Origin of the sequence: Duganella phyllosphaerae, from assembly GCF_001758785.1 — a bacterium.
Classification (GTDB): domain Bacteria; phylum Pseudomonadota; class Gammaproteobacteria; order Burkholderiales; family Burkholderiaceae_D; genus Rugamonas; species Rugamonas phyllosphaerae.
The window spans coordinates 163313-176330 of sequence record NZ_LROM01000093.1 but is presented as its reverse complement, the minus strand read 5'-3'; the positions used below and the strand labels follow the sequence as shown (position 1 = coordinate 176330).

11 protein-coding genes are annotated in these 13018 nt (G+C 48.8%); 10 read left to right on the top strand and 1 reads right to left on the bottom strand.

Annotated elements, in window-relative coordinates:
• Positions 1-5: 5 nt before the first annotated feature.
• From DUPY_RS16950 to DUPY_RS16910, 10 genes are all read left to right on the top strand, one after another.
• Complete coding sequence (locus DUPY_RS16950) at positions 6-1217, top strand: Wzz/FepE/Etk N-terminal domain-containing protein (RefSeq protein ID WP_084640757.1); 1212 nt, start codon at positions 6-8, stop codon at positions 1215-1217.
• 112 nt (positions 1218-1329) lie between these two features.
• Positions 1330-2712: an MATE family efflux transporter gene (locus DUPY_RS16945; protein ID WP_141749581.1), complete on the top strand. Its 1383-nt coding sequence runs from the start codon at positions 1330-1332 to the stop codon at positions 2710-2712.
• Between the two features lie 6 nt (positions 2713-2718).
• Positions 2719-3297, top strand: coding sequence for an acyltransferase (locus DUPY_RS27295; protein WP_084640756.1), 579 nt, complete (start codon positions 2719-2721; stop codon positions 3295-3297).
• 99 nt (positions 3298-3396) lie between these two features.
• Complete coding sequence (locus tag DUPY_RS27290) at positions 3397-4023, top strand: acyltransferase (protein ID WP_208600059.1); 627 nt, start codon at positions 3397-3399, stop codon at positions 4021-4023.
• The gene (locus DUPY_RS16935) at positions 4020-5153 is read left to right on the top strand and encodes an NAD-dependent epimerase/dehydratase family protein (RefSeq protein ID WP_070249559.1); all 1134 of its coding nucleotides are present in this window, start codon (positions 4020-4022) and stop codon (positions 5151-5153) included. The genes DUPY_RS27290 and DUPY_RS16935 overlap by 4 nt, the downstream gene beginning before the upstream one ends.
• 145 nt (positions 5154-5298) lie before the next feature.
• On the top strand, positions 5299-6192 hold the full coding sequence (locus tag DUPY_RS16930) for a glycosyltransferase family 2 protein (protein WP_070249593.1): 894 nt from the start codon (positions 5299-5301) through the stop codon (positions 6190-6192).
• Positions 6193-6329: 137 nt separating this feature from the next.
• A complete protein-coding gene (locus DUPY_RS16925) occupies positions 6330-7520 on the top strand; it encodes a glycosyltransferase (RefSeq protein ID WP_084640754.1) in 1191 nt (396 codons plus the stop codon).
• Positions 7521-7690: 170 nt separating this feature from the next.
• Positions 7691-8746: a hypothetical protein gene (locus DUPY_RS16920; protein ID WP_141749580.1), complete on the top strand. Its 1056-nt coding sequence runs from the start codon at positions 7691-7693 to the stop codon at positions 8744-8746.
• Between the two features lie 200 nt (positions 8747-8946).
• Positions 8947-9981, top strand: a complete 1035-nt coding sequence (gmd, locus tag DUPY_RS16915) for a GDP-mannose 4,6-dehydratase (protein WP_070249556.1) — start codon at positions 8947-8949, stop codon at positions 9979-9981.
• 2 nt (positions 9982-9983) lie between these two features.
• A complete protein-coding gene (locus tag DUPY_RS16910; protein ID WP_070249555.1) occupies positions 9984-10898 on the top strand; it encodes an NAD-dependent epimerase/dehydratase family protein in 915 nt (304 codons plus the stop codon).
• Between the two features lie 47 nt (positions 10899-10945).
• Here the strand turns inward: DUPY_RS16910 and DUPY_RS16905 are convergent, their stop codons facing one another.
• Entirely contained in the window at positions 10946-12976 is a 2031-nt protein-coding gene (locus DUPY_RS16905) for an acyltransferase family protein (protein WP_070249554.1), read from the bottom strand.
• Between the last annotated feature and the right edge of the window lie 42 nt (positions 12977-13018).

Sequence of the window (13018 nt, the reverse complement as noted above, 5' to 3'; positions counted from 1 at the left end):
AAATAATGTCCGAGCAATTGGAAAATAAAACGACGCAATACGCTGCAGTCAGCGGCGCCGGTGACACCCACATCACCGATATTCTGATTCCCCTGGCGCGTCAAAAAAAGCTGGTGATTGCTGCGCCTGTAGTGGCGGCCTGTCTTGCCCTGGGTGTAGGTCTGTTGATCAAGCCGACTTTTCAAAGCAGCGCGGCGATATTGCCACCTCAGCAACAGACATCGAGCGTGGCCTCCATGCTGGGCCAACTCGGTGGTTTGGCAGGTGCAGCAGGTGGTCTCAGCAGTGCGTTGAAAAACCCTAACGATTTGTACGTCGGTATGTTGCAGAGCCGTACTATCGCTGACAATTTGATCACGCGTTTCAAACTCAAGGAACGCTACGAAGCAAAATCTTTGGATGAAGCACGAGTCAAGCTGCAAAAAGCTCGCGAATTTCTCAATGGCAAGGATGGCTTGATCTCCATTGTTGTCGAAGACAATGACCCCAAGTTTGCGGCCGATCTCGCCAATGCCTACGTTGAAGAGTTAGCGCAACTGACCAAGGGGTTGGCAATTACCGAAGCATCGCGGCGCCGTCTTTTCTTTGAAAAGCAGTTGTTGACTGCCAAAGATGATTTGGCGAACGCCGAAGTGGCGATGAAAAAGATGCAGCAAACCACCGGGTTGTTGCAACTCGAAGGACAGGTCAAGGGCATAATCGCCAATGAGGCCCAACTGCAAGGCCTGATCGCGGCAAAGGAAGTGCAGTTGCAATCGATGCGTAGCTTTTCTACGTCAAGCAACCCGGAATATGTTCGCCTGCAGGACGAGGTACGCGCCCTGAACGGGCAACTCAGCAAGCTGCAACAGGGTAAAACGCGTGAAGGTGATTTGATGGTGCCTACCGGAAAGCTTCCGGAAGTCGGCCTGGAATATATTCGTAGCGTGCGCGACGTCAAATATTACGAAACGATTTTCGAGTTACTTGCAAAGCAATTTGAACTTGCAAAAATCGATGAGGCCCGGGATTCATCCACGATCCAGTCACTTGATCGGGCAGTTCCGGCTGAAAAGAAAATGAAGCCGAAACTGTCGGTCTTTGTCATGATTGGCTTCCTTGCTGGGGGACTTCTTGGCGTTCTTGGTGCCATGGCGCGCGATGCATATCTGCATCCGGCGGACGATCCGGCGAGCCGCGCGCGCTGGAATCGCCTGAAAAGTGCGTGGAAGCGCTAGCGTTATCGCCGCCAGCAGAATCAATGCGCAAGCTATGGGCACGCATTGACCCTGCCTCTTATGCAAGTGACACGACACGCCGCTTTCCTCATCGTTTAAATATCTGGTTTTTATGGCAATTAGCTCAATACGTAACTTATTTATAAAGAATGCGGTCGCAAACGTATTGGGGGGTGCCGGAACAGCGCTGTTTAACCTGTTGTTGCCCGCTTTGGTCGTAAGGCATTTAGGGAAGCTGGAATTTTCGGTGTGGAGCCTCGCGCTCCAGGTTCTGATTTATTTGCAATTATTTGGTTTTGGATTGCAAACAGCCATGACAAAATACATAGCACATGGTAACGAACTGCAGGATAAGGGCGACCAGCGTAAAACGATCAAGGCCGGATTGGTTCTGGTCAGTAGCTTTACCGCGATGGCCCTGGTAGCTGTTGGGTTGCTGGCGCTGTTTTACCCGCTGTTTTTCAATGATGTTCCTGCCGAGCTGATGGGTGAGTTTCGGTTATGCATCGTCATACTGGGTATCTCGGCTTCCTTGCAATTATTTGCGCTGGTGCCCTCCGGTGTTTTTCTTGGTCTGCAAAAAAACATTATCCCGGTTTCCGGACTGCTGTTTGTTCGAATTTCAAGTTTGATAGGCATCTGGCTGGTGCTGAGTAATGGCGGTTCGCTGGTCAACTTGTCCATAGTTCTTGCCGGATGCGGCCTGATGATTTTGCCCATTAGCTATTTTTATACCAAGCGTTGGGCCGGCCCTTTTATCTCGCATCTGGGACCGATCGATTGGGCCAGATGCCGGGAATTATTCCGTTATTGCGCAAGCCTTGCGATATGGAGCGTCGCAATGCTGTTCGTAAATGGCATCGACCTCGTGATTGCGGGGCACTATGATTTTGATAAAGTCGCCTCATATTCGCTGGCGATTACTGCGATAGCCATCCTGGTGGGGGTAACGCAGGCAGTTCTCAGCCCGCTGGTGGCGATCGGGTCCGCTTCGTATGCCAACATAGATAAAAGAGCGCAGTTACCGAAATTGCTTACATTGTCGAGCGCCGGATGCGCGGCGTTTTTGATCGTCACCCTTGTTATCTTTTTATTTTTAGGCAAACCGCTGCTGGCTTTATGGCTCGATGCCAGCTATGTGGACGGTGTGTACGAATTACTTGCAGTAATGTTGTTTGCGCATGCGTTGAGAAATTTATTAATGCCTTTTTCCCTGCTGCTTGTGTCGATTTCAGAGCATAAAAAAGCCTTCATGCCGGCGATCATTGAAGGGGCATTCAACCTGACATTCAGTCTGATACTGGCGCCGAAATTCGGCGTGATTGGTGTCATTTATGGCACATTGATTGGGTCGATAGCAGGTGTTCTCAGTGTCGTGATTTTTGTGGCAGGTAAAACTCCAGCGTTGTCAGTTTCCAGGGCTTACTTTTTCAATAGAATAATTTTTGTTCCTGTAATTGTTCTGGCAGCATTGTTTTGGATTTTTCACGGGTAATATCAGATGATGAAACTAATAAAAAAAATTATCAAAACAATGTTGTATCGCCCGCGTTTGGGTAAGCTGGGGGCGGACAGCTATGTATTGCTGCCTAGAGAAATAAAGAATGCACATTTAATTGAGATTGGTAACGATTGTCACATCGGAAAATCGCTGGTGATGGAACCAATCACGTCGCATGGGAAGCAAAAATTTACACCCCGCATCAGTGTCGGAAATAATGTGTACATCGGCAGATACTGCCAGATTTTTTGCGTTGATGCGATAACGATTGAGAACGGTTGTGTCCTGAGCGAGTACATCTACATGTCGGATTCAGCGCATGGCTTTGCCCCGGATGCAGGTTTTATCATGGAACAGGATCTGGAGTCAAAAGGTCCTATACATATTGGTAAGAATACATTCATAGGATACGGCGTGTCAATAATGCCCGGAATTTCTCTGGGAAAGAATTGTGTAGTAGGAATAAATTCCGTAGTAACGCGATCTTTCCCGGATTTTTCGATGATTGCAGGTAGCCCGGCGAAGTTGATTAAGACATACTGCGAGGAACGAAAAGACTGGATCAGAGTTCAGCGGTAGTCGCATATTTCACACCGCAGTCTGCAGGAGAGCAGGCAGACGTGGTAATACTGAGTAATATGATCGGACAACTAACGAGCTTCGTTTGAATGGGGTTTTATGAGAATTTTAATAAAAATAAAAAATAAATCGCTGTACGATATTTTTAACTCTATCGGTTCGTATCTGGTCAGGCTGAAAGCTAGGTTTTTTTATGGGCTATTCTTTGGTTCGATGGGGAAAAAGTCTGCAATTTATAAGCCGTTGTTCATATCCCATCCTCAGCATATTTTTGTTAAAGATTTCGTCTCAATTCGTAACGGTGTGCGTCTCGAAGTAATAACCGGCCATTCGAAGTCGGTGCCGCGGCTGACGATAGGGCACAATGTCAATATCGAACAAAATGTACATATCATTTGCGGCTCCAGAGTAACGATAGGCGATAATGTTTCGATTACAGGTGGCGTAGCAATAGTTGATGTTAATCATCCACATGAAGATGTTGATGATAAAAGTAAAATTGGATCCAGAATTCAATGTGATGGAAATTATGTTGAAATTGGCGATAACGTGTTCATTGGCTTCGGCGCCATTATTATGCCGAACGTGAAAATAGGCAGAAATTCTGTCATCGGCGCACATTCAGTTGTGAACCATGATATTCCCGAGTTCTCGGTGGCAGCAGGAACTCCGGCAAAAGTTTTGAAAAAATATTGTTTCGAATTAAAAGATTGGAAAAAATTATGAAAGTATTGATTACTGGCGGTGCGGGATTTATCGGTTCTAACCTGGCACTGCATTTACAGAAAATCGGTCATGAAGTGACGATTCTCGATAATTTATCGCAGCAGATTCATGGCGAAAATCCAGCGGAAACTTCGCCGCTATACCGCAGTATCAAAGATGTGACCAACTTCGTTTTGGGATCGGTTACCGACAGCGCGGCATGGGAAAAAGTATTGCCAGGTCAGGACGCGATTGTTCACTTGGCGGCAGAGACCGGCACTGGTCAGTCGATGTATGAAATCAAGCGCTATGTCGACGTCAATATTGGCGGCACTGCCCTCATGCTGGATCTGTTGGCGAACGGTAGCTATCAGGTGAAAAAAGTGGTAGTGGCATCATCCCGTTCGATCTACGGCGAGGGCAAATATCACTCGCAGGCCCTGGGTATCATTTACCCGGGTGCACGCAAGGATGAAGACATGCAGGCCGGTCGGTTCGAGCCGTTGTGCCCGCAGACTGGCGAACCGCTGACCTTGCTTGCTACCGATGAAGATTCGAAAATCCATCCATCGTCGGTTTATGGCATTACCAAGCAAAATCAAGAGCAGATGGTCATGACGGTGTGCGCTTCGCTGGGAATCGGTGCGACCGCACTGCGTTATCAAAACGTGTACGGTCCCGGCCAGTCGTTGAGCAATCCCTATACGGGCATACTCTCGATTTTCTCGACCCGCATCAAGAATGGCAATGGGTTGAACATCTTTGAAGATGGCAAGGAAAGCCGCGATTTTGTGTTTGTCAGCGACATCGTTGAAGCTACTACTGCCGCCCTGATCAAGGACGAGGCCAATAATCAGGTATTCGGCATCGGCGCCGGCGTGGCAACCGACGTCCTGACCGTGGCCCATACCCTGGCTGAGCGCTATGGCAAGGAAGTGGAGATCAAGGTGACCGGCGCCTATCGCCTGGGCGACATTCGCCATAATTATGCCGATTTAAGTAAAGCCAAGCGCCTGCTTGATTTCAGCCCGAAGGTAACATTCGATCAGGGTATCAAGTTGTTTACTACGTGGGTTGAACAACAAGAAGTTCAGACGGATAGCTATGACAGCAGTATCGCTGAGATGAAAAAGCGTGGCCTATACAAGTAACAAGCGGAAACTGTGACACCGGATCGCGGAAGGCTGCAGGGACGTGCGCGCGGCATGCAGCTCGTGATAGCAGGTCCGCCGAGCCTGGCGTCTCCCGCTGAAAAAATTACTGCGTAGTGGTTTCAATAATTAGAGGTTGGATTTCATGAAAAATAGAGTGGGCTTGGTTACCGTACTATTCAACAGCGCCGATGTATTGCCGGGGTTTTTCGAGAGCTTGTCTCGGCAGACTTTCGACGATTACTGGTTGTATATACTTGATAATAGTCTCGACACTCTTTCTTTCGAGGCAGCCCAAGCCGAGATCGCCAAGTACGCGATGACCAACGTCACGCTGATCAGGAACACGGAAAATGTAGGCGTGGCGGCAGCAAACAATCAGGGTATCGAACTCGGATTGCAAGCAGGTTGTGAATATATACTTATTCTGAATAATGACATCGAATTTGAAGATGTAAACTTGTTTGGGAATATGGTGTCGCTGGCCGAACAGCGCGGCGACAAGTTAATTACCCCCAAAATGTATTTCCATGACAATGGATTAATCTGGTGCGCAGGTGGTGAGATCCGGAAATGGCGTGGTACGGTGCATCATTTCGGTGAAATGCAGGGGGATCTTCCAGAAAACAGCAGGACCGGTTATACCGAATATGCGCCAACCTGTTTTATGCTGGTGCATAAAGAGGTTTTTGAGCGTATTGGCGTGATGGATGAAAAATATTTCGTTTACTACGACGACGTGGATTTTGTCTGGCGTTCGAACCAGGCTGGATATAAATTGCTGTATTGGGCTGAAGGGAAAATTTCGCACAAGGTCAGCAGTAGTACCGGTGGTGACGACTCGCCATTCAGCATTTTTTACAGCAACCGCAACAGGTTATATTTCATTCGAAAAAATTATAGCCCACTCGTGAAATACTTTGCTGTGGCGTTCACGCTCATTACCCGCCTTTTCAAATATATGAAATATTCGAACACGAGCAAAAGCGCGAATTTTAAGAAAGCCATGCTGGCTGGCCTGAAAATGCCATTGAAGTAATCGGCTCAAAAATTTGTCCCGGCGCAATGCTGGCGTGGCCAGGAGGTGGCGTATTGAGGGCCTGTATGCATTGCTGGTCGTGAATCTTACGAAGCCGGGATGCGCCAAATTTTGGCACTTGAGAAATGTAAAGATGTATGAAAAACAGTAAAAGCGTATTGGTAATCAGTCCCGATGTACCGTTTCCTGATAATTATGGAGGCGCGCTCGATATCTGGAAGCGTGTAGTTTATCTGAAAAGCATGGGCTTCGTGGTACATTTGGTTAGCCTGTACCGTGACGATTCGCGCCTGAGGGAGTTTGAAGCATCGGAGCAGTTCAAACTGGTCGATGTCCATGTGGCGGTTAAATATCGCCCTCAGCTTTCGTTCAAGATGATATGGTATCCGGTTGCGATGACCATCAGATCTATCGCACTGAGTGACCTTGAGGTTTTCAAACGCCAGCTTCTCGCGCGGTATGATTATGCGCTGGTGGAAAACAGCAAAAATATGCTGGCGTTCAATGATATAAAGAATTACGTGGGTATGCAGTGCGGAAAAGTCTATATACGCATGCAAAACTGCGAGTGGGAATATTATGACTACATGGCAAGCGCGGAAACAAAATTGTGGAAAAAGCTGTTTTTTATCACTGAATCGATAAAGTTCAAATTATTCGAGAAGAAGCTGGCAACTGACGAGGCGGTAGACGGTTTGCTGTTTATTTCCGAGCGCGACATGAAATTTTACGGTACTCGAGTTCAAAAGTCGGTGGTTTTGCCGGTATTTTTGAGTGCGACAGAAAAGGAAGTCAATTTCGCTACCAGGAAAAATCTTCTTCTGTTCATCGGTAATCTCGAACTCTCTGATAATGTCGCTGCGGTTGAAAAGCTGTATGCCTATTTGAAAGAGTGGTTAGCCTTGCATCCTGATTGCAAGCTGCTGATTGCGGGTAAAAACAAATCCGGTGTGAATCCGTTTTCGGCTTTTGATGCAAAGAATGTCGAGGTGCTGTTTAATATCCCGCACGAGCAAAAAGAGCAGTTGATCGAGGATGCAAAAGTATTTTGCTCATTTTCGATGAATCCTGCGGGGGTCAAATTAAAGACCCTGGAGGGGGCATCCGCCGGGCTGCCAATTTTGGCGAACAACAATGCATGTGATGGCTCGGGACTGGAAAGTGTGGTCATGAATATCGACAAACAAAGTAAGGAAGTCATTTACAATCATCTGGACCAGATGATGGGCGACATGGCGACATTTAAAAAAATGTCGCTCGATGTTACGTCAGCCTATCGCCAATTGACGAACGATGCTGCGAACGCGCATACGGAAATATTTCCATGATGGTTAAATTAATAGCATTGTTTTTGCCGTTGATGATACTGAATACGGTTAATATTGGGTCTGTTTTCATACCAATAATGACAATTCTGTTAAATGCCTATTTTATCTATTGCGTTGGTTATAAATATAAATCGATCCCGAGTTTCTTATACCTAGGACCGATCATCAGTTTGCTGCTGATTTCTGTTTTTAAATATGCTCTTTTTTTTGAGTCGGATGGTATCATCGACTCGGCGAAATTGATCGCCACCGGCATGATGGTGGTTTCAATTTATTTTATCCTTAAATATGAAGCGAAAATCTTTTTTCGCTGGTATTTTATTGCCACCGGCTTGCTTCTGATTTATGGCCTTTATCAGTATTTGATTGTTTTTTCCGGGCTTCCGCGCGATAGTACCGGCGTGAACCTTCCGGTTAATTTATGGAATGAAAGTGCCTGGCATCTAAGTATCATCCGTGATGGATTGATACGGGTTCAGTCGTTCGCTTATGAACCGGCCTATCTGGCGATTTTCCTCGGTTTCTCGCTGTTATGCGCGACGAGTTTCAAGGTTAAAAAACGCTGGCTGATTGCTATTTGCTTGGGCCTGCTTGCTACGGGATCACGCAATACGTTTGTTTTCCTGTTCGTGTTTTTTGGCCTGATGGCCATAAAAAAATACATGAACGGATTCATGTTTGGAGTGATTTACTTTTTTTCGTTTCTCCTTCCAATTTTCCTGTTCGTGTTTGTCGATCTGGAGGCGGGAGATTTCGATGTATCCGTGCTGGCACGTGCACTACCCTACAAAGTGGTGGCAGAAAATATAACGGGCGATCTCTGGGCGGCAGCGTTCGGCGTCCCGTCCTATACGGATGCTATCGTTCAGAATAACTATCTGGCGCGTTTCAGCGAGGTGCTGGTTTCGGAAAAAGTCGATGAGGACCCTAGAAGTTTCCTGGCTTACTTGCTACTGCATTTTGGCGTAGTTGGCTTCCTGGCGTTCATCTTCTTCCAATGGTTGCTGCTTAGAAAGTCCAAGACATCGCTCATTTACATGAGTTCGTTCAACTTGTTATGTTTTAATTCGAATGTTTTGTTTTGGCCGGTATATTGGTGTGTTTATACCTTGTCAATATTTATTCAGGACGAAAAATGGCGTTTCATGTTAGCACCGCCCGCTAATGCGCCGATTTTACCTGCTGCGGTCCCGGAAGATATCGAGTTGCCAGTTAAAGAGCGCTGATTGAAAGTTTCGAGTAATGTGCCTGCCGCTTTATTAATAATGCCGAGGCAGGCGGGAGCTAAATAAAATCCGGTATTCTTGAATAAAGTGAAGCATGCACAGCAGTTTGGCTATGGGTCATGACCTGTGTGAAGAGCCAAAAAAAATGATATATTACGTTTATCAATATTTTTTTAGTTAACCATTTCGGATTTTACGGTATGAAAATTGCAATTATCACTGGTATTACTGGACAAGATGGCGCCTATCTGGCGGAGTTACTACTGGAAAAAGGCTACAAAGTCTTTGGCACCTATCGCCGCACCAGTTCCGTCAACTTCTGGCGTATTGAAGAGTTGGGGATCGCCCATCATCCAAATCTGGAGTTGGTCGAGTATGATCTGACCGACCTGAGCGCCAGTATCCGGTTGTTGCAAACCACCGGTGCGACGGAGGTGTACAACCTCGCGGCGCAAAGCTTCGTGGGCGTGTCCTTCGACCAGCCCGTAACTACCGCTGAAATTACCGGCCTGGGCCCGGTCAACCTGCTCGAGGCGATTCGTATCGTCAACCCGGCAGTGCGTTTCTACCAGGCCAGCACGTCGGAAATGTTCGGCAAGGTGCAAGCTATTCCGCAAATCGAAGATACGCCGTTCTACCCGCGCAGCCCGTACGGTGTTGCCAAGCTGTATGCCCACTGGATGACCATCAACTACCGCGAGTCGTACAATATTTTTGGGGCCAGCGGAATTTTGTTCAACCACGAGTCGCCACTCCGCGGACGCGAGTTTGTGACGCGTAAGATTACCGACAGCATGGCGAAGATCAAGCTGGGCCTGCTCGATGTGCTGGAACTCGGCAATATGGATGCAAAACGTGACTGGGGTTTTGCCAAGGAGTACGTTGAGGGCATGTGGCGCATGCTGCAAGCTGACAAACCCGACACCTACGTGCTGGCCACCAACCGTACCGAAACCGTGCGCGACTTTGTCACCATGGCGGGCAAGGCTGCCGGTTTCGAGCTGGTCTGGAGCGGCGCAGCGGAAAATGAAATCGCCGTCGATGCCAAGAGCGGTAAAACCCTGGTACGCGTGAATCCTAAATTCTACCGTCCCGCAGAAGTTGAGCTGTTGATTGGCAATCCTGAAAAGGCGCGCAAGGAACTGAGCTGGGAGCCGAAAACCACGCTAGAGCAATTGTGCCAGATGATGGTCGAAGCAGATATCTGTCGTAACCAGGCCGGCTTCTCGTTCTGATCATGGCGAGGCGCGTTTTGATCACCGGCGTGCAGGGATTCACCGGCCGCTATCTGGCGGCCGAACTTGCCGCTGCAGGTTACGAGGTATTCGGCCTGGCGCACATGCCGCAAGCCGAGCCGATTCCCGGTGTGGTGGCTGTGCATGCCTGCGACCTGAACGATGCTGCCGGGCTGGCGCAGGTCGTCGACGTGGTGCGGCCCGACATGGTCGCCCACCTGGCAGCTATTGCCTTTGTGGGGCATGGCGATGTTGACGCCATCTATCGCACCAATCTGATCGGTTCGCGTAATCTGCTCGAGGCATTGAGCCGCACCGCGACGCCGCCGGGCGCCGTGCTGCTGGCCAGTAGCGCCAACGTGTACGGTAACGCGGCCGGCGGCATGCTGGCCGAAACGGCACCGGGCGCACCCGCCAACGATTACGCTGTCAGCAAGCTGAGCATGGAATACATGGCCAGCTTGTACCAGCAGCGTCTGCCTTTGACGATTGTGCGGCCGTTCAATTACACGGGCCGGGGGCAGGCCGAGAGCTTTTTATTGCCCAAGATTGTCAACCATGTCAGGCGTGGCGCCCCGTTGATCGAGCTGGGCAATTTGCATGTAGCACGCGATTTTTCCGACGTGCGCATGGTGGTCCAATATTACCGGCGCCTGCTGGACCAACCGTCGGCACGCGGCGCGACATTTAACGTTTGTTCCGGCCTGGCGTACACCCTCGATGAAGTGCTCGGCATGGTACGCGAGTTGAGTGGCCATCCGTTCGAGGTGCGGGTCAATCCTGCTTTTGTACGTGCCAACGAAGTCAAGACCCTGCTGGGCGACCGTGCTAAGCTGATCGCCGCCGTGGGGCAAGCCGACGACATCGCATTGCGCGATACGCTGGCCTGGATGCTGGCCGATCCGGCGCCAGTCTGACGTGTTCCCCGCAGGTTGCCGCACTGGCGGCAACCTCTCCATCAACGCTAATGCCTTTTCACATAGGCATTGAGCGTTTTCCCTACCAATCCTGCACCAAAATCCGACACATGGTCGGTGTAGCCATACACCAGTCGACCATTCTTCGTCATTGAGCAATATCCGGTTGCGGTATCGCAAAGCGTATCGGTCGTATCCAGGACGCTGATCAGTGCCGGATCCAGCAACCTGACCTGTTCCAGTAAGTCACGGTATTTCTTCGATAATCTCAACTGGTCGGTAATCTTGATGCGACACTCCTGCCGGTGTGCGCCATTCACCAATTGATCCAGCATTTCCGGGCGCAGTTTTCTAGGCATGCATTGGTCGGGATCCTTGAAGGTAGGATTATCGATTACGAAAATCACCGGCTTGCCAGCACGTAGCAGCTGTTTTGTAAAATTCTTCACTCCAGCCAGTGCCACGTCGTAGTTTTTGTTTGATTCGAGGTCTTCGATGGAATATACGTTGTTCAACGAGAAAATTCCGCGAGTCGCGGCGACAATAACGATTTTTTCGAAACCGGGATTGGCCAATACTTTATCGATCGCTGCCCGGGCGCTTTTTTGATAGACCGCAAACATTTTTTCGTCAGATAAAATCGGCGCTACCGGGCCTTGTATGCCATTGCCGCCTACCAGCGCCCAACGGCCGTTTGCACCGGAGGTTCTGACCAGTCCGGGGAATAACGCGAGTGCCTTGCTGTCGCCAAGCAGTACATACTTCGGCTCTGCGCGCTTGTCTTTGGTACAGACGGAGAATGTCGCGTCGAGCTCTTTTTTATTGGGACCGCAGCCGGCCGTAGTATTCCCCAAGTCGCCGCCATCGTACGCAGAAATACTTACTTGGTTGCTTTTCAGGAATTCCCTGGGTAAGCCGCTTTTACCTTCCTGTTTGAAGGAAAACAGTCCAACGACGCCAATGACAGCGAGGATGGCCGTCAGCGAATAATAAGATTTGTGTTCGGATTTGCCGAACCGGATAGGCGTTTCCACAAACCTGTAGGTCAACCATGCCAGCGCTACCGACAACACCATCATGGTGCCAATTATTTGTGGCGTCACATGATCGCCAAATAATATGCGAGCAAAGGACAGCAGGGGCCAGTGCCACAAGTACAACGGGAAACTGATCAGTCCAAACCAGATCATGAGGGAGCGGGACAAAATGTGCTGGTTAACCCAGGCTCGCGGACCAGCCATGATTAGCGCTGCGGTGGCAAGGGTAGGTAACAATGCCCACCAGCCGGGAAATGCATCGTCTTTGGAAATGAGCAACAGTGCCGCAATCAGCAAAGCGGCGCCCGCTACCGATAACTGGTGAGCGTATTTAGCAGTAAACCTGGCAGTCTGTTCTTTTTCAAAAATTGTCAGATAGGCTAACAGCGAACCTATCAACAATTCCCAGAAACGCATGTGCGGCAGGTAGAAAGCGGCATTCGAATTGGTATTCACTGTAATAATGTTCAGCGCAAATGAAATGACAATTGCTGCGATGATCACTATCTTGATGATTGATTTTTTCTTCCATGCAAGCCAGAGAACGAGTGGCCAGATGATATAAAACTGTTCTTCGATGCCCAGCGACCAGAGGTGCAGCAGCGGCTTGAAATCGGCAGATATATCAAAGTAACCATTTTCCAGGAAGGAGACAAAGTTCGACAGAAAGATCGCTCCGCCAAAAATGTGTTTGCTCAAACCGCGCAGTTCACTGGGGAACAGGACATTCCATCCAACGATGTAGCAAACCACGAGTATTACGATGAGCGAGGGGAAAATTCGTTTCGCACGACGCAAATAAAATCCAAAAAAACTGAACTTATTGGCGATCAAGGATTCAAACAGTATGGTGGAAATCAAAAAGCCGGACATGACAAAAAATATGTCTACGCCAACAAATCCCCCTGGTAGCAAGGAAGGAAAGCCGTGAAATATAACTACACACAATACGGCCACCGCACGAAGTCCATCAATGTCGGGGCGATATTTTTTATGATGCTTCTGCAAAGAATTGGCAATAGGACTTGAATAATTGGTCATTATATAAAAGAATGTTTTGAAGCAACTGCACTAATGAGTGTG

Coding starts and splice junctions, on each gene's coding strand:
- DUPY_RS27290 (WP_208600059.1), top strand. CDS start 3,397: ATGAGAATTTTAATAAAAATAAAAAATAAATCGCTGTACGATATTTTT.
- DUPY_RS27295 (WP_084640756.1), top strand. CDS start 2,719: ATGATGAAACTAATAAAAAAAATTATCAAAACAATGTTGTATCGCCCG.
- DUPY_RS16935 (WP_070249559.1), top strand. CDS start 4,020: ATGAAAGTATTGATTACTGGCGGTGCGGGATTTATCGGTTCTAACCTG.
- DUPY_RS16910 (WP_070249555.1), top strand. CDS start 9,984: ATGGCGAGGCGCGTTTTGATCACCGGCGTGCAGGGATTCACCGGCCGC.
- DUPY_RS16950 (WP_084640757.1), top strand. CDS start 6: ATGTCCGAGCAATTGGAAAATAAAACGACGCAATACGCTGCAGTCAGC.
- gmd (WP_070249556.1), top strand. CDS start 8,947: ATGAAAATTGCAATTATCACTGGTATTACTGGACAAGATGGCGCCTAT.
- DUPY_RS16945 (WP_141749581.1), top strand. CDS start 1,330: ATGGCAATTAGCTCAATACGTAACTTATTTATAAAGAATGCGGTCGCA.
- DUPY_RS16930 (WP_070249593.1), top strand. CDS start 5,299: ATGAAAAATAGAGTGGGCTTGGTTACCGTACTATTCAACAGCGCCGAT.
- DUPY_RS16925 (WP_084640754.1), top strand. CDS start 6,330: ATGAAAAACAGTAAAAGCGTATTGGTAATCAGTCCCGATGTACCGTTT.
- DUPY_RS16905 (WP_070249554.1), bottom strand. CDS start 12,976: ATGACCAATTATTCAAGTCCTATTGCCAATTCTTTGCAGAAGCATCAT.